Annotated in this window: 13 protein-coding genes; 5 read left to right on the plus strand and 8 right to left on the minus strand. The window is 70.5% G+C overall.

What is annotated here, in order from left to right:
• Nucleotides 1–39 precede the first annotated feature (39 nt).
• Nucleotides 40–1,914 (plus strand): ATP-binding protein, encoded by a 1,875-nt coding sequence (locus WME73_RS35405; protein ID WP_437912401.1) that lies wholly within the window; start codon nt 40–42, stop codon nt 1,912–1,914.
• Nucleotides 1,911–4,184, plus strand: a complete 2,274-nt coding sequence (locus WME73_RS35410) for an ATP-binding protein (RefSeq protein ID WP_437912402.1) — start codon at nt 1,911–1,913, stop codon at nt 4,182–4,184. The genes WME73_RS35405 and WME73_RS35410 overlap by 4 nt, the downstream gene beginning before the upstream one ends.
• A gap of 73 nt (nt 4,185–4,257) precedes the next feature.
• Here the strand turns inward: WME73_RS35410 and WME73_RS35415 are convergent, their stop codons facing one another.
• From WME73_RS35415 to WME73_RS35425, 3 genes are all read right to left on the minus strand, one after another.
• On the minus strand, nt 4,258–6,726 hold the full coding sequence (locus WME73_RS35415; protein WP_437912403.1) for a GAF domain-containing protein: 2,469 nt from the start codon (nt 6,724–6,726) through the stop codon (nt 4,258–4,260).
• 112 nt (nt 6,727–6,838) lie between these two features.
• Complete coding sequence (locus tag WME73_RS35420; RefSeq protein ID WP_437912404.1) at nt 6,839–7,699, minus strand: serine/threonine protein kinase; 861 nt, start codon at nt 7,697–7,699, stop codon at nt 6,839–6,841.
• 243 nt (nt 7,700–7,942) lie between these two features.
• Complete coding sequence (locus tag WME73_RS35425) at nt 7,943–10,237, minus strand: DUF3160 domain-containing protein (RefSeq protein WP_437912405.1); 2,295 nt, start codon at nt 10,235–10,237, stop codon at nt 7,943–7,945.
• 510 nt (nt 10,238–10,747) lie between these two features.
• Between WME73_RS35425 and WME73_RS35430 the strand changes: the two genes are divergently transcribed.
• The 3 genes from WME73_RS35430 to WME73_RS35440 all read left to right on the plus strand — a co-directional run bounded on the left by WME73_RS35430 (nt 10,748) and on the right by WME73_RS35440 (nt 14,404).
• The gene (locus WME73_RS35430; protein WP_437740776.1) at nt 10,748–11,374 is read left to right on the plus strand and encodes a glutathione S-transferase family protein; all 627 of its coding nucleotides are present in this window, start codon (nt 10,748–10,750) and stop codon (nt 11,372–11,374) included.
• A 172-nt stretch (nt 11,375–11,546) separates the two neighbouring features.
• Nucleotides 11,547–13,643, plus strand: a complete 2,097-nt coding sequence (locus WME73_RS35435) for an ABC-F family ATP-binding cassette domain-containing protein (protein WP_437912406.1) — start codon at nt 11,547–11,549, stop codon at nt 13,641–13,643.
• Nucleotides 13,640–14,404: a glutaredoxin domain-containing protein gene (locus WME73_RS35440; protein ID WP_437912407.1), complete on the plus strand. Its 765-nt coding sequence runs from the start codon at nt 13,640–13,642 to the stop codon at nt 14,402–14,404. The genes WME73_RS35435 and WME73_RS35440 overlap by 4 nt, the downstream gene beginning before the upstream one ends.
• A 63-nt stretch (nt 14,405–14,467) precedes the next feature.
• On the opposite strand, the gene WME73_RS35445 is transcribed toward WME73_RS35440, so the two are convergent.
• The 5 genes from WME73_RS35445 to WME73_RS35465 form a co-directional block, all read right to left on the minus strand.
• Complete coding sequence (locus tag WME73_RS35445; RefSeq protein ID WP_437912408.1) at nt 14,468–14,794, minus strand: hypothetical protein; 327 nt, start codon at nt 14,792–14,794, stop codon at nt 14,468–14,470.
• 393 nt (nt 14,795–15,187) lie between these two features.
• On the minus strand, nt 15,188–15,715 hold the full coding sequence (locus WME73_RS35450) for a pentapeptide repeat-containing protein (RefSeq protein WP_437740780.1): 528 nt from the start codon (nt 15,713–15,715) through the stop codon (nt 15,188–15,190).
• Nucleotides 15,676–17,088, minus strand: coding sequence for an RHS repeat-associated core domain-containing protein (locus WME73_RS35455; RefSeq protein WP_437912409.1), 1,413 nt, complete (start codon nt 17,086–17,088; stop codon nt 15,676–15,678). The genes WME73_RS35450 and WME73_RS35455 overlap by 40 nt, the downstream gene beginning before the upstream one ends.
• Nucleotides 16,998–18,296, minus strand: coding sequence for a hypothetical protein (locus WME73_RS35460; RefSeq protein WP_437912410.1), 1,299 nt, complete (start codon nt 18,294–18,296; stop codon nt 16,998–17,000). Before WME73_RS35460 ends, WME73_RS35455 begins: the two co-directional genes overlap by 91 nt.
• Nucleotides 18,226–21,639, minus strand: a complete 3,414-nt coding sequence (locus tag WME73_RS35465; RefSeq protein ID WP_437912411.1) for a toxin TcdB middle/N-terminal domain-containing protein — start codon at nt 21,637–21,639, stop codon at nt 18,226–18,228. The genes WME73_RS35460 and WME73_RS35465 overlap by 71 nt, the downstream gene beginning before the upstream one ends.
• Nucleotides 21,640–21,804: the final 165 nt, after the last annotated feature.

Here is a 21,804-nt window from a genome sequence, read left to right on the forward strand (position 1 = left end):
GGGCATGTCGAGGGCGGGCGTGAGGGGGAGCAGTCGAGCGTGCACGCGCACTACGGAGCGGGGGGTGACGGGGGCGGCGACCGACGCGCCCCGCCTTTGCCGGGCGACGCCGGGCTGTACTTTCTGGGGGCGCTGCACGAGCTCGTCGCCGTCGGCCTGCACCGCCCCGCGCTCGAGGCGCTGTGCGCGGGGCAGCGCGACCTCGCGGAGCCGCCCATCGACCGCGCCTACCTGCTCAAGATCCTCGACGAGGAGATCTGCCGGCAGTTCGGGCATCCGCTCCGGCCGCTCATCGAGCTCGTGCTCAACGCCGCCGACGCGGCCCGCGCGCCGCAGCCCGTCGTCGACGTCGCCGTCACCGACGGGCGCGTCGAGGTCAGCGACGCCGGCGCCGGCATGGGGCTCCGGGCAATCCTCTCACGGCTGCTCATCCCGTTCGCGACGGACAAGCGGCCAGGGATCGATCTCGGCCGGTTCGGGGTCGGGTTCTTTTCCGTGCTCGGGCTGGGGCTCTCGGATCCGGAGAGCTTCAGCCTGCACGTCACCACCGGCGACGGCGTCGAGGGATGGGCGATCCGCGTCGTGGCCTGGCCCAGCGCGGGCGACGCGGGCAGCGCGCCTGCGAGCGCCTCGGAGGAGCTCGGGCAAGCCCGCGGCCGCGCGTCGCCCGAGCTCACCGCCGCCCTGATGTGCTCGGTGCGCCGGATCGCGCCGCTGCTGGGGACGCGCGTGCGCGTCACCTCGGCGCTGCTCGAGACGGCCACGGTCCGCGCGTACCTGCGCGACGCGCTCCACTTCTTCCCCGCGAGCCGCGCCCTCGTGCTGCTCGACGGCGCGGCCGTGAACGACGGCCGGCTGATCTCCGGCGGGCAGCTCATCCAGGAGCGGGTCGCTGTCGCGCCCCAGCCCCCCGGTGCGGCCGCGCTGGAGGCGCGGACCCACCTCGGCGACGCGCTCCTCGCGCGCTTCCACATCGGCGGGCGAGGGCTGCTCCCGAGCATCTCGGCGGCCACCTTCCATGCCGGGGTCAAGGTCGACGCCTGCCTCGCCCTCGCCGAGCTCGCGCTCATCGATTTCCCGGCCGCCGTGGAGCTGACCGAGGGGCGGGACGCGCTCAAGGTCGGGCCCGAGTTCACCGCGGTCGCGACGGCCTTCTACCGGCGCCTCATCGAGCTCGCCGCGGCGAGCGGCGAGGGCCGGCGCACGCGCGACAGGCTCGCCGAGATGGCCGCCCAGATCAGCGCGCTCATGCTGCAATCCGCGGGCTGGGACGAGGTCGCCCTCGATCTCGCGCACGCCCTGCTCGGCCCCGGGCGCTGCATGGTGACCCCCGAGCGGCGCGAGGCGCTGCTCGGGTTCCTCGGGCCGAGCGTGGCGGAGCGGCTGTTCGTGCCGGAGAGCTTCTGGGCGGAGCGCGAGTGGCAGCCGCACCTGCCCGGCGAGCGCGAGCTGCTCGAGGACGAGCTCGAGATCGACCCGCCGGAGACGCTCTCGGCCCTGGCGCGGCGCCGCGGCGACCTCTCTGGGCTGCCGCTGCTCGTCGCGCGGGCGACGAGCCCGCACACGACGATGGTCGCCCTCTGCCGGAGCCGGCTCCAGCCGGACCGCGGCGCGGGCGCGGCGGCGCGCCGGGCGCCGGGCGCGCCGCCGCTCCCCGACGCGCCGGGGCGGCGGCCGGCGGGGCCGCTGCCGTGCCTCGGCACGCGCCGGCTCCTGCTCATCCGCGACGACAGCGCGGCGATGCGGCGTCCCTCGGGCTGGAGCGACTGGTACGCGCTGCGGGCCGCCTTCGATCGGGCCTCCGGGGTGCGCGAGGCCGATCTCGAGCGCGATCTCATCGTCGGCGAACCCGTGGACGGGACGGCCTTCGCGGCGCCCCGGCCCGGCGAAAGGACGTCTGGAGGCGAGCCATGACCCAGATCTCGTACGGGCTTTTCTCGGAGCTCTTGCTCGTGCGGATCCACGGGCGCGCCGAGGCCTACCTGCAGGCGAGCAGCGCGGAGCGCCTCGCGCTCGTCGCCGCCTGCCGCGGCGAGGCGACGGTGCCCGACCTCGCGCAGCGCATCCTCTCCCGCACCATCTACGCGCAGGCGTCGTCGCGGATCGGCCCGCTCCGCGAGCTGCTCCAGAACGCGCTCGACGCGTCGCCGCCGGGCGCCCGCATCGACGTCCGCTCGTCCGAGGACGGGCGCGAGATCTCGGTCACCGATCAAGGCCGCGGCATGAGCCGGACCGAGCTCCTCGCCGACCTGCTCGTGCCCTTCCGGAGCGGCAAGGCGGGCGAGCCCGACGCGATCGGCGAGCACGGGATAGGCTTCTTCTCCGTGCTCGAGATCGCGCCGTGGATCGAGGTGGTCACGGCGACGCCCTCGGGCGGGCACCGGCTGCTCGTCGCGCCGCTCGGCGGGGGGCCGCCCTACGAGGACTTCTCGTGGACGCTCCTGTCCCTGCCCCGCCCCCCGCCCGCGCCGTACGCGGACGGCGCCCGCGCGGGCGCCCCTGCGCGCCGTGTTGACGAGCGCGCCTCCGAGCCGCCCCGCCGCCCGACGACGGGCACCTCGGTGAGGCTGTCGCTCGCGCAGCCGATCTCGCGGCCCGCGCTCGCCGCGGAGGTCACCGCGGCGGTGGGGCTTGTCGACGCGACCGTCGCGCGGATCTACGTGGACGGCGCGCTCGTCAACACGGCGCGCGGGCGCCTCCGCCGCGCCGCGGAGGTGCCGCTCCGTCTCCCGCCGTCGGGCGAGCTCTGCGGCGCGGTCGAGCTGTTCGTCGGCCGGGGCGACGGCATCGAGCCGCAGCTCACGATCACCCAGAAGGGGCTCACGGTGGCGACGCGGATCGATCCCTTCCCTGGCCCCGAGCTCGGGCTTCACCGCGAGCTGGCGCGGGCGATCACGGCGGCGGGCTTCGGCCTGGTCGCGGAGCTGCCGCTCGGCGTGCCGCTCAACAAGGGCCGCTCGGCGGTCGCGGCGACCGCGTCCACGGCGGTCGAGGCGGCGCTCGTCGCGGCCTTCGAGCGGTTCGTCCTGCGCGACGCCCTGTACGACCGCGAGCTCCTGCGCGCGGTCGATCACCGCCTCTCCTCGGTCCTCGACCGGCTCCTCCACGCGGCGCTGCTCGGCGAGAGCATCACGATCGCGTCCGCGCAGGCGGTGGACGAGCTCGATCCGGTCGCGCGCACCCCCACGGTGGCGGCGCCCGAGCAGGTCATCCGCTTCGCGAGCGGGCTGCTCGACGCGCCCCTCTTCCGGTCGATCGTCGTCGACTCCGGCCAGCGGCCCTCGGGGGCGGCGCTCTCCCCGCTCCGCCAGGTCCAGTACCGGAGCGCGCCGCTGACGCTGCGCGAGCTGCTCCAGGCGCACCGGACCGGCGCGCTCCGCCCCCTCGAGGCCGCGCTGTCGCTGTCGTCGAGCCAGGTCCGCAGCACCGCCCGCTGGCCGCTCGGCGCCTCCGGTCCGGGGCCGGAGGCCGCCGTGGGGCGGGAAACCGCCGGCGTGCGGCCCGGGGATCTCGTGTACCTCGCGCTCGACGAGCCGCTCGCCCAGGCGTTCTGGCGGCGCCTCGCGAGCGAGGGCGCGGCGTCGCAGCCCCTCCAGGCCGCCGCCGGGGCGCCTCCGCGGGCGCCGGGCGCCGCGCCGTGCCCGATGCCCCGCACCTCGCGCGAGGCGCTCCTCAAGACCGCGATCGACGTGCCCGGCGTCCGCGCCGTGGCCGCGGCCATGACGATCATCGAGCGGCTCGACGCGGCGATCTCCGAGTCCGCGGACCTCCCGGCGTCGCCGATCTGGGTGCACCAGGACCTCTACGGCCCCGACGAGATGGCGCACACCGACGGGAGCGGGATCAGCGTGAACCTCGCGTCGGCGCGGGTGCGGGCGCTGCTCACCGCGGTGCTCCTGCGCGACGACGCGGTCGCCTTCACGGCGCTCGCGGATCTCCTGCTCCACGAGAAGACGCACGTCTCGCTGGCGAGCTACGTCCCGCGCCCGACGGCCGAGCACGGCACGAGCTTCTACCGCCGCAAGGACTGGATGCGCCGCCGCCTGCTCGCGGCGATCGCGAGCGGCGCGGTCGCCGACCCGATGCGCTGGCTCGCGGTGGCGCGGCGAGGGCTCGCGAGCTCGGCGCTGCCGGCGCCGTCGGAGCTCTCGCAGGCGTTCCTGGCGGCGGCCGCAGCAGCATAACGCGTTGCATCATCCGGAGACCGGTGGTCCGACCGCGTGCGAGATCGCCGCGGCGGCGTCGCGCGAGCGCGCGTTATGCCGCGGCGGGTCTCCCCATCGCGTAGGCGATGCCGCTCTGGAGCGTCTGCTTCGTCACCATGCGGCCGAGGTCGACGCCCATCGCCACGAGCGTCTGCGCCACCCTGGGGCTGATCCCGGTGAGCACCGCGCGGGCGCCGAGCAGCCTCAGCGCGTCTGCGGTGCGGATCAGAAGGCTCGCGACCTCGGTGTCGACCAGCTTCACGCCGGTGATGTCGATGATCACGACACCGGCGCCCCTCGCCTGGACGCCCTCCAGCGCCGTCGCCATCAGCTGGAGCGCCCGCGGCGGGTCCACCGTCCCGACGAGCGGCATGACCACGACCCGATCGGAGATCGGGATGAGCGGCGTCGACATCTCCGCGAGCCGCTCGTCCTTGACCCGCAGGATCTCCTCCTGGAGCGCCGTGCGCATCGTCTCCGTGCGCTCGCGCTCCACGAGCTCGCGCGCGAGCCGCTCGTTGGCTTCCCGCAGCTCGGCGGTCCGGCGCCCGACCTCGCCCTCCAGCCCCTCGTTGGCGCGCCGCAGCTCGGCGCTCGCCGCCTCGACCTTCGCGTAGAGCAGCGCGTTCTCCACCGCGATCGCCGCCTGCGACGACAGCATCTCGCACACCTCCAGCCGCGACGCGGTGAACGCGCCGAACGCCGCGTTGTTCTCCAGGTAGAGCACGCCCGTGAGGCGGCCCCGGTGAGAGAGCGCGACGCACAGGACGGAGCGCGGGCGGCGCGCGATGACGTACGGATCGGCGGCGAAGCGGCTGTCCTGCGCGGCAGCGTTCAGGATGACGGGCTCCTTGGTCCTGGCCACGTAGCGCACCACCGCCTGGGCGACGTCGCCGCTCTGATCGAGGGGGAGCGAGAGGCCCACGAGCACGCTGCTCGGCTCGACCGTGGCGGTCGCCTCGACGAGCAGCTGGCCTTCGCGCGCGAGCAGCAGCGCGCCCCGCTGCGCGCCGGCGCTCTCGAGGACGAGCCCCATCAGGCGCTCGAGCACGCGATCCAGCACGAGCTCGCCGGAGATGGTCTGCGCTGCCCTGAGGATCGTCGTCGCGTCGAGGAGCGCCGCGCTCTTCGACGTGGTGGTGGGCAGCGACACCGACGTCAACCGTTCGCCTGACGGCGGCGCCGCGGACTCCTGGAGGAGACGGGGATGATGCTCCGCGAGGTGCGACGCCTTCGCGATCGCCCCCCAGCGCCGATAGGCGTCGTACGCCTCGCTCATGTGGACGCGCGCCGCCTTCACCTTCCCTGCGGCCGCGAGGAACTTCGCGCACAGCTCGTTCGCCAGCGCCTCCTCGTGGACGAACCCGCCCTGGCGCGCGCCGGAGATCGCCTCGTCGTAGCGCGCCATCGCCTCGACCTCCTTCCCGGCCACGCGCGCCACCTCGGCGAGCACGAGCTGATGGCGGTGCCGGTAGTTCTCGGGGCAGCTCGCCGCGAGGAGCGAGAGCCGGGCCTCGTGCGCGGCGATCGCGGCGCCGCGCCGCTCCCGCTCGGCCGCGTCCGGCAGCGCGAGCATCGAGAGCACGGCGTAGAAGGGGAGCATGTCCACGATCGGCATGGCTCCGGCGAGGGCCATCATCGGCGCGGCGAGATCTGCGTGCGCAAGCGCCCCCTGCGGGTCCTCGTAGAGGAACGCGAGCTGGGCCTTGGTCACGTGGTACCAGAGCGCGGCGAGCGGCATGTCTCCCAGCGTCGCGGCGAAGGAGGCCTCATCGAAGGTGTCGTCGCTCAGGGTGTCTCGGCTCTTGGTCTGTCCCGTGAGGTTCGCGACCATCTGCAGCATGATCTGCAGCGTCGCCGCGCTCGGGCTGTCCTTGAGCCGCTGCACGAGCGCGAGGAGCTTCGCGATCACCTCGCCTACGTTCCCGAGCTCCTCGCCGAGGGCGAGCCGCGCGTCGGCCATCTGGAAGCAGGCATAGGGCAGGAAGAAGTCGCCGGACTGCACGCCGGCGTCGTAGGCCCGCTCGAAGTACGGGAGCGCCTCGCGGATGTGCCTGCAGCGATGGATGAACATCGCGAACTGCGAGTTCAGCTTGCAGACCATCTCGGGGTTGTTGAGCTTGTCGTTGAGATCGATGGCGAGCTTGCCGAACGCATACCCCTCCCGGAAGCGCGCCTGGGCCACCGAGAAGAAGAACCCATACGTGATATAGCCGCTCGCCGACCCGTCCGAGTGGCCGTACTTCAGGGAGAGGTTGACCTGCCTGGCGAGGAGGAAGGGAAAGAGCGGGTTCTTCGACGCATACGCGGCGTTGAGCATGACGACGAGGAACTTCATGAGCGCCCGCTTGTCCGGGTCCGTCATCAGGGGCGCGTCGATGAGCTCCTCGATCCGGCGCCCGCCGAGGCCGGCCTGCACCTCCGCGAGCTCCGCCTCGACGATCGCCGCGACCTGCTCGCCCACCTCCGGCAGCTGGTCGGCCCGAGCTCCGGTACGCTCGGCTGCGGCCCGATCAGCCATGAGAGCTCGGGGACGAGATCGACCATCACTTGCCCGTTCTCCGCGAGCGCCGCCGTGATCCTGTCTCTCCAGCGCGTCAGCGCCTCCGCCGGCTCCACCATGATCTGCCGGATCAGCTCCCGGAGCGCCTGCTGAAAAGGGGCATACGGGACATTCCGGTCGAGCTGATCGGATTTGCCGGCGATGAAGTACCCTCCGCGCAGGTGCGCGACGGCGTGCCGTATCTCCTTGAGAGCTTCATGACGATGTCCGACACCGCCCTGGGGACGTCGGGCGACACCTTGCACGGCGAGGCCGGTGTCCTCGCGATGTGGCAGTGCACGAGCTCCACAGAGTCGACCGCTCGAAAAGGCAGAGACCTCGTGAGCATCTCGTACAGCGTGACGCCGAGGGAGTAGAGGTCGGAGCGGTGATCGACGAGGCAACTCGTGCGGCCGGTCTGCTCGGGCGAGATGTACGCGAGGGTATCTTCCAGTGATTCAGGGCTGCCGATCGCCTGGATCTCCTGGACGAGGCGCGCCGAGATGCCGAAATCGATGAGCCTGATCGCCTTCGACTCCAGATCGAGGAGGACATTGTGCGGCTTGACGTCCCTGTGGACGATGCGCCTTTGATGGAGGGACTCGAGGATGGCCGCGAGGGCGATGGCGACCTCCAGCGTGGTCCGGAGATCGAGGCCTGTTTCACGCAGGATGTCGCAGAGCACCCGCCCGCCGGTATCCTCCATGACGAGCGCCACGCCACGCTCGGACGTCGCGAGCCCATGAACCCTCGGGACACCGGCGATCGCGAGATCCCTGAGGATCGCGTGCTCGTGCCGCAGCGTCGCGAGCTCTGTAGGATCGGGGAGCTCGGCCTTCAGCCGCTTGACGATGACCTTCGCGCCGTCCTGCTTCCAGTAGCCGCGGTGAACAACGACGCTTCTACCCTCGTGAACTACGTCCGTGAGCGCGTACTCGGACAGACTGATCATGCGCGTTCCCGCGAGCGTTCGCTCGCCCGGTCTCTCCCCTGCACCGGGCGGCAGCGCCAGCGATCCCCCTTGTTCAGCTATCGCAGAGCCCGATGCAAAATTGCAATGGAGATGTGTACACGACGGTCTGTTCGCGCCTCGAACCGAGCGGGCAGACAAACCATGATCACCCTGACGCGCCGGCACAACACGACACAATTCCAGCGAAGTGGAATCGTTCCGGCGCGCTTCCCCCGAGCAGGCTCAGCGGGAGACGAGGTCCTTCATCCAGGCGACGTCGTCAGGCGTCGCCTGGTGAAGCTCGTCGGCCCACGCCTCGTCGGTCATGCGCTGGAAGTCCCCGGTGATCTTCTCGAAGTACGAGGAGGCGAGCCCGACGAAGGCGCGCGGCGTGCCGCAGGGATCGGCGGTGACGACCATGAGCCGCGGCAGGCCGGTGCCCACGTGCAGCACGCGCCCGACCGGCGCCCCGCCCGCGTCGGTCGGCTGCGTGTGCACGTCGGCGATCGTCGGGTCCTGGATCACGGTCTGGGACATGTCGAAGAAGAGCTCGGCGTACCAGCCATCCGCCCCCACGTCCGAGCCGCAGCCGCTCTGGATCCGGACGGCCTGGTTGATGAAATCGAGGTGCTCCGCCGTGAGGGGCACCCCGGCGCGCTCGTTCTCGGCCATCTCGCCGAGCGTCCGCGCGACGCGCTGCAGGAGCGCGAAGTACGCCGGCACCCGCTGCTCCAGCAGCGACGACGACGGCGCGCCCGGCAGCGACGGCCCGCCCGACAGATCGAGCGTCTCGACCACGCGGGCGCCCTGCTCGGCCAGATCGGCGATGCGCGCGAAGAACGCCGGGTACGGGTCGACGTAGGCGTCCGGGAACTCGCACGTGGCGCCGCTCGTGTACGACTGCTTGGCGTAGAGCAGCGTGTCGTGCCGGAGCTCGGCCCACGAGGCGAGCTGGGTGTTCAGGAGGCGCCGGCCCCACGCCTCGGTCTTCGCCACCGCCGGCAGCCCCGCGTTGTCGGCGAGCGCCTTCGACGGCGACAGCTCCCGCAGCGCGCCGAGCCAGTGATTGTAGATGTTCTTGCTCCAGAAGTCGCCGGGGTGCGCGTCGACGAGCACGCGCATCATGTGCAGGTCCGGCGCGTAGGGGAACTGCCCGAGCTCGGGCGCGAGCAACAGGCCCGCCTGATCGTTGCCGAGCGCGGCGAAGCCCACGTCGAGCGGGCTCGGCATCATGCGCTTGACGGTGCCGCCCTTCACCCGGTCGTAGACCACGTTCGAGAAGACGTGCGAGTCGACGACGTACCGCTGGCCGAGCAGCGCGAAGCTCGACGAGAGGGGCATCGTGCCCTTGCCGAGGCCGTTGATCATGATGTGGCTCGAGATCCGCTGCGTCCCGTGGCCCTTCTTCACCACGACGTCGATGATCTGCTCGTCCGAGAGCCCGGCGAGGCCGGCGGCGTCGGCGAGGTCGAGGTCCGCGAGCAGGACGTCGAGCTCCGGCAGGGTCATGGTGTCGCTCTCGCCGACGAAGGCCTGGACCGCGTCGTCGATGCGCGTGGACCGGGCGAGGGTCGTCTCGTCGGCGAGGGCGCGCAGCACATAGGCGCCCTCGAGCTGCCGCCGCTGCAGGACCTGCGTGCCGTCCTGCTGGGTCTCGAGGAAGCGGAAGTCGACGCGGCCGAGCCACATCATGCTGCGGAAGTAGCGCTGGAGCGCCGGCGAGTCGGTGTAGTGGCCGCGGGGCTCGAACTGCGAGAAGTCCATGATCCGCTCGGAGCCGAAGAGGCGCACGTCGCCCGCGCCCTGGTGGGCCTTGGCGCCCGCGACGAGCTCGTCGATCTTCGCGGCGTCGGCGCCCGCCACGGGCGCGACGGGCGCGTCGTTCAGCAGCGAGAGCGCCACGGCCGTGAAGAGGTCGGCGTCGGCGCGCGCCTCGGCGCCGAGCTCGCCGCCGGCCCCTGCGGCGAGCTGCGTGCGCATCTCCTCGAGCATCGCCCCTAGCTCGGGCGCGAGCGCGGCGAGCTCCACGCCCTTCAGGATCGCGTCGTACGAGCGGTGGACCGCGTACAGGATGGAGTCGGCGGAGACGTAGAGCGGCAGGTCGAGCGCGTAGATGCTCGCGTAGCCGTAAGCGAAGGTCGGAAAGGTCTTCTTCTCCGAGATGACGAAGCCGTTCGCGGAGAGCTTCGCGAGCTCGTCCTGGTCGAGGGCGAGCGAGGTGCTCTGGACGACCGAGAGGCCCTCGGCGTCCGCAGGCGCGTAGGGCAGGCCCGAGGCGAACGGGACAGCGTACCTCGAGGCGAAGTCCTCCGCGGTCATGTTCGCCGAGGACTCCTTCTCGTCGAGCAGCGCGCTGAGCTCCGCCTGCTGCTCGGGCCCGAGCGGCCCCGGCGGCTGCTCCGACTGCGTACCGCCGGTCTGCGTGCCGCCCGTCTGCGTGCCGCCGGTGTCGGGCTGCAGGTTGCTCTCGCCGGAGCAGCCGCCGGCGAGGGCAAGGAGGATCGGAACGACGTGAAAGTGAAGAAGCATTTTGCGCATCGTGTTTTCCTTCCAGAGCGCGCCTCCAGTGCAGTGCGCGGGGCGCGGCGCCCCCGCTGCGGGCAAGGACGGTGCCGCGGGAGCGAGGCGCGCTCCCCTCTTCGCCCGCAACAGGAAAGATCTGCTCCGGTGCAGCAGGATACGACACCATCGCGACGGATGCGCCGCTGGGGAGAACTGACGTGATGTCACCGCGCCGGGATCGGGTCCGGTCGTTCGAGATCTGTGCTTCGCGCGGAGAGGGCGTGGTGAAACCGTGAAGACGGCCGGAGAGAAGAAGCGCTCGTGTTGTCCTGACGACTGTCCTCTTCGCGTTCACGCCGATCGGCGCCTGAGCGACCCCCCTCGCTCACCCGCGCTCCCCGCCCGATTCTGTCGATTTCTTGCTCCCCATGACAAAGTGGGAACATCGCTGTTTCGACGGGGCCCCGAGGAAACTTGGCGGTCCCATGCACGATGAGCGTGACGGCGGCGAATCGGATCCACTACAAGGGGCGCCGGAGACGAACCATGACCATCACGTTCTATTACTCCCCCCAATCGAGCGCTGGGCGCATCCGCCTGACGCTCGCCGAGCTCGGTGTCCCCCACGAGGCCGTCCGGGTCGATCTGCGCGCCGGCGACCAGAAGAAGCCGGAGTTCCTCGCCCTCAACCCCAATGGCCAGGTGCCGACCCTCGTGATCGACGGCACCCCGATGTTCGAGTCGGTGGCGATCCAGATCGCCCTCGGCGAGCGTTACGGCGTCGAGAAGGGCCTGTGGCCGGCCCCCGGCTCGCCCGAGCAGCTGATGGCCCTGACGTGGCTCCTCTGGGGCCAGGTCAACCTGACCAGCGCCCTGTTCCGCTACATCAAGAACACGAGCGACTGGTTCCCCAAGGAGCAGCAAGACGCGAAGCAGGCCGAGGCGGCGATGACCGAGGCGCGCGGCCTGCTCCGCATCCTCGACGGCCGCCTCGACGGCCGCCAGTACGTCACCGGCGAGCGCTGTACCCTGGTGGATCTCGACCTCGCGTCCGTGCTCGGCTGGGGTCTTCAGGCGGCCAAGATCGACATCTCCGAGCTGAAGAACCTGAAGGGATGGCTCGGCCGCATCATGGAGCGCCCGGCCGTGAAGGCGATCATGGCCGAGAGCTGAGCCCGAGCGCCTCGCTCGCCCGGGCGGGCGAGGCGCGCCCCCGCCTCTTCATCGCCCGCGCGGCGAGCGCTCACGGTCATCCACGCTGTCCACGCGATGTGGGCCGCGCGGTGTGGGCCCCGCGCCCCGAGCGCCCTTGCGCGCGCCGGACACATGCTAGAACTCGGCCGCAATGACGGTCCTCCAGGTCGCCGACCTCAGCTTCGGTTACGGCGCGGACAGGCTCTTCCAGGGCATCACCTTCTCCCTGGAGCAAGGCCAGCGCGCCGCGCTCGTCGCCCCGAACGGCGCGGGCAAATCGACGCTGCTCCGCCTCGTCGCCCGCGAGCTCACCCCCGACACGGGCTCGGTCGTGATCCGCAAGGGGATCCGGTTCGCGTACTTCCGGCAGTCGCACGAGCTCGCGGCCCAGGGCACGGTGCTCGACGCCTTCCTCTCCGGGTTCTCGGAGGTGCTCGAGCTGCGCCACGCCCTCACCGCGGCGCAGCACGCGGCCGCCAGCGGCAGCGAGGCCGATCTCGCCCGCCTCAGCGATCTCACCGACCGCTACCACATCGCCGGCGGCGACGACCTCGAGCGCCGCGTGGAGATCATCGCGGCCCACCTCGGGTTCTCGCCCGCCGACATGGATCGCCCCGTCTCGAGCCTGTCCGGCGGCGAGCGCGGGCGCCTGCAGCTCGGCGTGGTGCTCGCCATCGAGCCCGATCTCTTGCTGCTCGACGAGCCCACGAACCACCTCGACATCGAGACCATCACCTGGCTCGAGAAGCACCTCGCGGGCCTCGGCGGCGCGCTCCTCTGCGTCTCGCACGACCGCGCGTTCCTCGACGCCGTCTGCCCGCACACGTTCGAGCTCGGGCAGCGCAGCTTCCGCGCCTACCCGCTCAAGTACAGCGACTACGCCGTCGCCCGCGAGGAGGACCTCGCCCGGGAGCGGGAGCTCGCCGAGCGGCAGGAGGCGTTCGTCGCCAAGACCGAGGACTTCATCCGGCGCAACATCGCCGGCCAGAAGACGAAGCAGGCCCAGAGCCGGCGCAAGATGCTCGAGAAGCTCGAGACGATCGACCGGCCCGAGGACGTGTGGGCGACCGCCGAGAGGGTCCGGTTCCGGTTCGCGCCCGCGCCGCGCAGCGGGGACATCGTGCTCGACGCGCGCGGGCTCGGCGCCTCGCGCGGCGGGCGCACGCTCTTCTCCGGCGTGGACCTCCTCCTGCGGCGCGGCGACCGCGTCGGCATCGTGGGGCCCAACGGGACGGGCAAATCGACGCTGCTCAAGCTGCTCGCCGGCGCGGGCGCGCCCGAGGACGCGGGCGACGTGCGGCGCGGGACGAACCTCTGCCAGGGCTACTTCGACCAGCACCTCGGCTCGCTCGACCCGTCGAGGACCGCGGTCGAGGAGATCCGCAGCGTGCGGGCCGACATGAACGTCGACGCGACACGCCAGTACCTGTCGCGCTTCCGGTTCTACGGGGACGACGCGCTCCGGAAGGTGCAGGGCTTCTCCGGCGGCGAGCGGAGCCGGCTCGCGCTCGGCAAGCTGCTCCTCGAGCCGCGCAACCTGCTCTTCCTCGACGAGCCGACGAACCACCTCGACATCCCCGCAGCCGAGATCCTCGAGGAGGCGCTGGCGGGCTTCGAGGGCACGGTGCTGCTCGTCTCGCACGACCGCAGGTTCCTGGAGGCGGTGACGACGCGCGTCGTCGCGGTGCGCGAGGGGCGCGTGGACATCTACCCCGGCGGCTTCCGCGACTACCGCGACAACCTCGAGAAGCTCGCGGCCGAGGCGGAGGCGGCGGAGCGGGCGCGCGAGGAGGGCGAGAGGGCGAAGGGCGCGCGCGGAGCGCGGAAGGCGGCGAGCGCGCCGCCGCCGCGCGAGGAGCCGCGGGCGGAGGCGGCGGACCGGGGCGCGAAGGCGTCTGGCCGCGCGGTGCGGCGGAGCGGCGCGACGATGCCGCCGCCGGCCGACGCGGGCGCGGGCGACGCGGCGGCGCGCCGGCGGGCGTTCGAGAGCGACAAGGCGACGGCGCGGGCGGCGGAGCGCAAGCGCAAGCGGGTCAAGGAGCTGGAGGCGGAGATCGCGGCGGGCGAGTCGCGGCTCGCGGAGATGCGCGAGGCGCTGAAGCAGGACCCGGGCGGCGACTGGGCGAAGCTCGCGGCGGCGGCGCGCGAGGAGCAGGCGCTCGCGAAGCGCCTCGACGCGGCGATGGCGGAGTGGATGGCGCTCAGCGAGGAGCTCGGGGCCTCGGCGACGGCGGGAGGCGAGGCGTGAAGCGGCGGGCGAGGGGCGCGCGGGGGGCTCGCGTCGCGGGGGTGCTGCTCGCGCTCGCCGCGGCGGCGCTCGGCCCGGCGTGCAAGGAGAAGCGCGACGACGGCACCACGCCCGCGCAGGCCGTCGCCGAGCTGCCGCCGCTCGAGCTCCGCGACGACACGGCGAACCTGATGCTGACGTGGATCGACGAGAAGGGCGACACGCACGTCGAGCTCCACCCGACCGACGTGCCGGCCGAGGGCCGCGCGCTCGTGCGCGCCATGCTCTCGGACCGGACGGAGGGGACGCGGGACGCGTTCTACGTCGCGGATCTGACGCAGAAGCGGCCGGACGGCACGTATGCGGTCCGGACGATGCCGCGGAGGGAATGGGAGTCGCTGCTGGAGAAGCGGCGCGCCGAGCACATCGCGAAGACGGCGCCGCCGCCCGCGGCGCCGGGCCCCGGCGGCTCGGCGGGCGCCGGGGCGCCGGGCGCGCCGAAGCACCTCGCGGGGGTCACGGTGATCATCTACGGCGCCTCGTGGTGCAAGCCGTGCCACCAGGCCGCGGACTACCTGCGCTCGAAGGGGATCGCCGCGGTGGTGAAGGACATCGAGGAGGACGCGGGCGCGGCCGCGGAGATGCAGGACAAGCTCGCGAAGAGCCACCAGCGCGGGGGCAGCATCCCGATCATCGACGTGCGGGGGCAGATCCTCGTGGGGTTCAGCCCGGGGGCGATCGACCAGGCGCTCGCGCGGGCGGCGGGCGGGACGACGCTCTGAGGGGGCGGCGGCGGGCCGAAGCATGGATGATGCGACTCGGCACATGCTCGCCGTGTCTGGACGTTATCCGACAAATATCTCTACGTCATCGTCAGCGCTGTTGATCCTGTTGAGCTCATCGATGAGCCGATCGAGGCGCTCGAGGATCGCTTCGCGATGCGGCTCTGACGAGACCCACAAGGCGCGCAGAGCCGCGAGTTCTCGGATGACGTCCGGCAGGTCGCTTCGCTCCACTGGGATTCCGGTCTCGAACAAGGGGACCCATTGGAGCCCGAGCGCCTCGGCCGCCGGCACCCAGAACTCCTTGAAGGTGGCCTGCGCAGCGACCGCGACGAGGTGATTCGACCTGGTGTCACCCTGCCGTGAAGTTGTCATCAGAACAACCGACATGGTCCCTCCATCTAGTTGCCCAATTCCGCAGTGAACGTCCAGTCAGGAAACTTCGCACCAGGTTTGCGACCTCCGTATTGACGGCAGTCTGGCCAGTTCGGACGGGTCTGGATCAGTCTGGCGCAAACGATGGTCTTCGCAACAGGTGCCGGCGCTGGGAACCGCTTTATTATCCGCCTCGAGCCTTCACCATCCCCATCTTCGGCCCGCTCACCTGGCACGTGGACATTGCTCGATGGCGAGGCTCAGCACCAACAACGCGGGCCGTCGGAGACGCATGGACTGGGCGCTCGGGGAAGGCGAATAACAACAACCGAACCGGAACGCCTTCAACTCCATCGGGGCAGGAGCCGGTCGTTCAGCACAAGTCAGCCGGTGTGGGGGGGAGTGGGCTCAGTCGGCACGGGTTCTCATGATCACTCCGTGAGCTTCCGGCACGAAACCATCGGGCCAAATAGTTTCACTGTCCGCAACCGCTCCCTTCAGGTTCGCTTCAGCAAGGTCCGTTGCCCTGAGATCCGCCCCTGCGAAGAGCGCTCCAGCAAACCGGGCGCGTCCCACGTCAGCTTCACGAAGCGTCGCTCCAGTAAAATCGGCCTTCTCGAACCCGCCGCTCCGCATGAAGGCACCTGTCAGGTTGGCTCGTACGAAGCGGGCACCAGAAGCGCTGCACGCTGGCATCTTTGCTCCAGCTAGGTTCGCATCGTCGAGGGTGGCTTCATCGAGCCACGCAGACCTCAGGTCGGAACCGGAAAGGTTTGCTTGTCGAAGGTCCTGCCGCTCCAGCAGGGCTCGATGCAGGTTGAGGCCGACAAGCTTCGCGCCAACGAGGGTCGAACCTTCCACCTCAACATCATCGCCCGTCTCACATCGGATTGTCGTCATGGCCATGCTTTCGGATCGATCGGTATTGTTTCCCATGGAACAGCACTACTGGGCCGTCCTCCAGCCCACGGCTGGATCGCAGGCTCCCGTCCAAGAATCCGTCCGGCGATGTAGCGATGGTTGCCGTCAACAATCATCTGGCCATCGACCTTGATGGCGGGGGCAACCTCACCAGCCAGAAGCTTATCCACGTATCGCTGGATGGTCGGCAGCGAGACTCCACCGGATTGCTGCGACGAAAGCGGAGCGCCCTTCATTGCCTCACGGATGGTCTGTTCGGTGACCTGCGAGCCCTTCGTGATCGCGGGTGCTCCCCTTGCGGCCTCGGCGATCTGGGGCTTGGGCACGCGGAGGAAGCCGCCCGCACCGCCGGCGGCGCCTGGGAGGAATATCGGCATGTCCCTGAGCCTCGCCAGCGCCCCTCTCAGGGCGGCCGTGCCTGCCCGCTCGATGGCGGCGGCAGCACCGGGCGCCAGTGCCAAAGCTGTTCCGGCGGCGACGTTGACAGCGGCCGCCCTTGCCCTTGCCTCGTCAAGGCCGCCTCCGAACCCCCTTTCGAAGCCTCTCTGCGCCGCCTCGGCAAGCTTCGGGTCCGTGAAGGTAGGTAGTTCAGGAATCGCGTTCAGCTTCTCTGCAAGTCCTGTCTGCAACTCCTCTACGAACTTAGGGTTCGACTTCAAGATACGTGGGAGAGCGCCAGCAGTGAGGCTATCCAACGTCTTGAGTGCCTCATCGGCCTCACCGATCGCCTTGCCAAACTTGCCCCCAAGCTCAGCGCCAAGGCGTTCCGCTTGCGCGGTGGCCTGTCGTGCCGCTTCGGCTGCTTTTTGTGCAGCAAAGTCCTTTCCGGGTGGAGGTGGCGCGTCAGGCTTCTTCACGCCGGGGGCGGGTGCTGGAACGACGCGCTCGTCCCACATCCCCGTTGGATCCCGAAGCACAATGGGGTTTCCCGATACGTACGTGTACAGATTCGGCCCGTCCACCATGCCCGCCGGATCCGCGCTCGTCCACCTCCCCAGCCACGGCGCATAGTACCTCGCCCCGTGGTAGTACAGCCCCGTCTCCTCGTCCTTCTCCTTGCCCGTGTAGCGATACCGCTTCCGGCTCACCTCCGCGGCGCTGCTGGCCGACCAGTATGCCGTCGTTCCGTAGGGGTGGTACTCCTCGTAACCGATCACGAGCCCCGCGCCGTCGACCTCCAGCGACGCCGACCCGAGGTGGTTATCGAGCTGATACCGCACCCGCGGCGTCACCGTGAACGGCCCCGACGTGTCGACCGTCTTGGTCTCCACCATCGCCACCCGCCGCGCGCCATCCATCACGTGCAGCGTCTGCCGCTCCAGCACCAGCCCCGAGCTGTTGCGCCTCCGGTACACCTCGTAGCCGCCGAGGTAGATGCGCTCGTCCACGAGCCCGTTGTGCTCCCAGACCTTGCGCACGCGCTGGCCCGCAGCGTCGTAGTCGTAACCGTGATGTGCGGCATCGACGTCATGTTGCCGTGCGCGTCATACGCATAGTTGCGGAACGGCCCGTTCGCCGGGTCTCCGGTCGTGCTCGTCAGCCGGTTGTTCGCCGTCAGCTCGTACGCATACCACCGCGTCCAGCTTCCCGTGCCCGCCTGATGCACCATCCTCCGCAGGTTGCCCACGGCGTCATAAACGTACTGCTCGGTATAGTTCCTCAGCGCCTGCGCGTCGTTCGCGTGCGGCAGCGACTGGATCGGCAGGTCGTTCTGGTCACGCGGCGCGTCGGCAAACCCGCCCGCGTGCTCCCGCCCCGTCGCCTCGATCAGCCTGTAGACCGCGTCGTACACGTACTGCGCACTCGGCGATACCACGGCATTGTTGAAGAACACCGTCTGCTGCGCGCTGTCCCCGATCTCCACGATGTTCCCGACCGGGTCGTACACATACGTCAGGTTCTGCAGCACCGCGCTGTCCGAGCTGCGCGTCGTCTTCAGGCGCGAGAGCCGGAACGTCAGCGGGTCATACGTGTACACCGTCGAGCTACCGTTGCCGTACTCGATCCGCTCGCGCTGCCCCTTCGCATCGTAATCGATGTTGTCGACGAACGTCGTCCACGCCACCGCGCCTCGAATCCGCGCCTCCACCCGCTCCAGCAGCCCCGCCTCGTTGTACGTCGGCTTGACCTCGCTCGCATCCGAGGCGGTCAGGCCATCCGGGGCGGTCAGGCTGGTTGGGCGGTTCAGCGCATCGTACGCCGTCTGCGTCCCGAAGCTCTCGGTCTCCAGCAGCGGCTCGGCCGCCGTCGCGATGGCGGACACATCCGTCAGCGCGGCCAGCACCGCCCAGTCGGCGTCCGCGTGCACGTCGCTGCGCAGCCGGCGCGAAGCCTGCAGCAGGTTGCCCTTGAAGTCGTACGCCTGGCCCGTTACCACGCCCGCGCCATCATACACCTGGTACGCCCTGCCGCGCAGGTTTAGCGCAATCGCCTGCGGATGCGCTTCGCCGTAGACGTAACGGCGCGCCAGCCGCTCGCTGCCCGAGCCCAGCTGCACGTGCTCGTGCGTCGGCCGGCGCAGCCCATCATACGACGAGCGGTAGACGAACCCACGCCCGTTCCAGGCCCGCAGCCGCTGTCCTGTCGCGCCCGCCAAGCATCCACCGCTCGCCGCTGTCGTTGCTCTTCTGATAGAGTAGCTGCCCGCCCAGCCCGAAGCGATGCTGCATCGCCTCGTTGTCACTCGCGTCCGTGATCAGGAGCGGCTGGCCCTCGATATCGAGCGTCGTCTGGGTAATGTACTCCCCCTCGGCCCCGTTGTTCGCCACCGCGCGGAACACCCGCCCCAGCGCGTCCAGGTGGCTCACCGCCGGCGTCCCGGAATGCGCGGCCGCCAGGTCGGCCGCGCGGCGCTCCGGATCGCCCGCCGGCAGAGCCTGCCGCGCCGCGTACCACGCGCTCTCCAGCACCGTGTCGTTCGGATCGTGCGACGTCTGCTTCCACGCATCGAACACCACCCGCGAGAACGTGCCATTCGGCAGGTCGGTCCGGATGAGCCGGCCGAGCGGATCGTACCGCAGGATCGGCGTGACCCCCCACTCCACGAGCTCCGCTTCGTCCTCGTACTCGTGCGTCGCGCTGAAGAACGGCTCGTACTGCTTGACCGGATTGCCCTTGTTGTCCAGCACCGTGCGCCCGGTCCCGACCCAGCGCGACGTCGTGTGCGAAAAGACCAGGTCGCCCTGCGCGTCATGCACCAGCGCGCCGTTCGCGTCGCGCTCGGGCGCGAGCCCCGGCTCCGCCTTCACCTTGCGCAGCACCTCGTTGCCCGAGCCGTCCGAGTAGCTGTACGTGTCCAGCCAGCGCAGGTTGCCCGGTCCGTGCTGCTCGCGGGCGCGGGCGTGCACCATGTTCGGTTTGCCGGTGTACTCGAATCGCTCCAGATCGTACGCGAACGTGGCCGTCGGGTCGTCGAGCGTGTCGCCCTCGCCGGCACCCGCTTTGCCCATCAGCGCCATCGCCGTGACCCTCCCCAGCGCGTCGAAGCGCACCTCGCTCACGTTGCGGTTTGCGTCCGTGAGCTGCCACGGGGCGAGGACGCGGTAGTCGGGGACGGCCTCCACGACGTTGCTCAGCGGATCGGTCACCGCCGTCACGAACAGGCAATACGGGTCGTAGGCGACCTGCGACGCATTGCTGAACGGATCGACGAACGTCGTCGGCAAGTAGAAGTGAGCCGCCGAAGGCACCGCCCGCCCCGAGGCCACCCAATAGTCCGGATCGTCCGGGAGCTGGAGATAGCCCCCCTCCGCGAGCATGCCGCTCGTGACGCGGGTCCCGAACACGGACGTGATCAGCGAAGGCGTGAGGACCTTGGCGAAGCTCTCGTAAACGAGCGCCCTGCCCCCGACCTCGCCGAACGGCAGCGGCGCCGTGAGATCGTCGCTCCAGTACGTCGTGCGTGCGTGCTGCAACAGGCGCTTCTGGAAGCCCCCGCTCGGCGTCCCGTCGTACGCGAGCGTCGGCACGTCCTCCGCCGCGGCCGCCGCGTCGAAGACTGCCTGGAACCCGAGCACCCCCTCAGACCCGAGCGGCAGGCCGTGCAGCTCGTAGGTTCGCGTCTCGGTCGGGACCCCGATCCGATAAGCCCCCTCCTCGTCCGGGACCAGGTGCTTCACCTTGTTCTCCGTCAGCGTCGCCTTCCCCTGCCCCTGCTCAGGGAATACCGTCACCGCCGCCCGCCGGCGATATCCGATCTGCGCTGTCCGCATGACCACGCCGTAATCATCGACCTTCAGCGTGAGCGCGTGCGTCACGCGCGGATCGCTCTCGCTGCGCTCGTAATGGTACTCCAGCGCCTCGCGCGCATGGGCGAAGAACACCGCGTGCGCATTGCCCACCGCGGGCTGGAGCCGCCGCATCGCGTAGCTGTGCTCCTTGACGACGTACGGACGCGGCTCCTCCGCCGACCCGTCGAGCGCATAGATCTCCTGGCGGAGGGGCCGCCCCTTGAGCGCCCGGCACGCCTCGCGCATCTCAACGGCGCCGAGATCGTCGCGAAGCAGCGTATCCGCCAGACGGACCGCCTCCGCGTCGCCGGCGTAATACTCGCTCTCGTACTGCGCCGAGATCTTCGCCCCCTCGATCCAGGCGCCGGTATGAAACCACGTCTTCGTGAGCACCGGCGGCAGGTGCAGCTCGGGATCGGCGTTGGCCGCGGGCGGCGCGAAGCCGGCTCCGCTGAACGCCGAGAACGACTCGGTGTCTCGCCGCTCCACCATGCCGAAGCCGCGCATCTCCCGCTCCACCCCATCGTAGTCGCCGTGGTGGTAAGCATACGTCGTGACGAAGCGATGCCGCGAGATGGCATCGAACACCTCGACGCGCTCGATGACGTGCACCACGAACGGCAGCCTCGTCACCCACGGGCGGCCGGCCGCCCGGTCGGCGAGGTAGAACCTCGTCGACGGAGCATAGATCACCGTCGTGGTCCTTCCGAGATTGTTCGCGATCGAGGTCAACAGGTGCGGCTTCTTGCTCCCGAGCAGATCGATGTAGCGCACCCGCGGGCGCGCCCCGGGCAGCGACGAGGCCCACACCAGGCACCCGGTCCCCGAGCCGAGCAGATCGATCACGTCGACCGACGCCAGATCGCTCACGTCCGGCAGCTGCGGCAGGATCACCGGCGCAGCCAGCGTGTTGCCGGCGTTGTTCGCATAGAAGCGCACGCCGTCCGGGTGCAGGTAAAGGATGTCGGTCGTCCCCGAGCCGTCCACGTCGGCGAGGCGGACGCGCTTCGGATCGAAGCGGCCCTCGTGATCGAACCGCATGCTGCCGCTCATCTGCACCTTGGCGCCGAAGCGGCAATGGCCGAGGTTGGGCCAGTAACACACGTTGCCGTTCCGGATCCGCACGAGGTCCACCAGCCCGTCGCCGCTCATGTCGGCCAGGAAGATGCTCTGCGCCGCGTCGGCGAAGACCAGCGACGGTCCGCGCTCCTCGTCGCTCGGACGCGCGATGGTGATCGGCCGGTCGAAGCCGCCCTTGGCGAGCGACGGATACCACGTGAACGTGTCGGGCCCCGTGATCAGGATGTCCTCGTGGCCATCGCCGTTGAGATCGATGAGGCGGACGTTCGGGTCGCTCCAGTCGACGTTCGGCTGCGACGCGAACGGGCGGAACGCCGCCCAGCCCGCGTCGGTGCGGTCGAAGTAGCCCGCCACCGGCCGCTCGAACATCACCCTCTCCTTGCGCCCGTCTCCGTCGATGTCGAGCAGCTGCCCGCCGGAAACGGCCGGACGAGATTGCAGCGGCCGCGCCGCGGACAGCAGACCCCCGCCGAGGTTCTGCTTGTAATAAAGCGCCTCACCCTCCTCGATCAGCACGCCGGGGATCGCCTCGCCGTCGAGATCGACCCACCTCCGCCCGGGCCCCATCGCGCCGCCGGGCAGGTCGCCCAGGCCCACCGGGTCGAGCGACTTCACCTCCTCGTGAATCACCGGCTCGCTGTACGTGAGCGCGCCGGGCGGGAGATTACCGGTGTGAACGCCGGGCTGTGTGACCGCCGGTGCGTGCTCCTAACATTCTGTTGGCCTTGGGGAAGGAGGGGCCGACAGCAACTGGGTTCGATTCAGTTTTCGGGCTCGATCCATCTGTCAGCAGAA

The organism is Sorangium sp. So ce302, assembly GCF_051530145.1.
Lineage (GTDB): Bacteria > Myxococcota_A > Polyangia > Polyangiales > Polyangiaceae > Sorangium > Sorangium cellulosum_B.

Excerpts from the sequence above, each read along its gene's own strand:
- WME73_RS35410 (WP_437912402.1), top strand. The coding sequence starts at position 1,911 with ATGACCCAGATCTCGTACGGGCTTTTCTCGGAGCTCTTGCTCGTGCGG.
- WME73_RS35415 (WP_437912403.1), bottom strand. The coding sequence starts at position 6,726 with ATGGCTGATCGGGCCGCAGCCGAGCGTACCGGAGCTCGGGCCGACCAG.
- WME73_RS35420 (WP_437912404.1), bottom strand. The coding sequence starts at position 7,699 with ATGATCAGTCTGTCCGAGTACGCGCTCACGGACGTAGTTCACGAGGGT.
- WME73_RS35425 (WP_437912405.1), bottom strand. The coding sequence starts at position 10,237 with ATGCGCAAAATGCTTCTTCACTTTCACGTCGTTCCGATCCTCCTTGCC.
- WME73_RS35430 (WP_437740776.1), top strand. The coding sequence starts at position 10,748 with ATGACCATCACGTTCTATTACTCCCCCCAATCGAGCGCTGGGCGCATC.
- WME73_RS35435 (WP_437912406.1), top strand. The coding sequence starts at position 11,547 with ATGACGGTCCTCCAGGTCGCCGACCTCAGCTTCGGTTACGGCGCGGAC.
- WME73_RS35445 (WP_437912408.1), bottom strand. The coding sequence starts at position 14,794 with ATGTCGGTTGTTCTGATGACAACTTCACGGCAGGGTGACACCAGGTCG.
- WME73_RS35450 (WP_437740780.1), bottom strand. The coding sequence starts at position 15,715 with ATGGGAAACAATACCGATCGATCCGAAAGCATGGCCATGACGACAATC.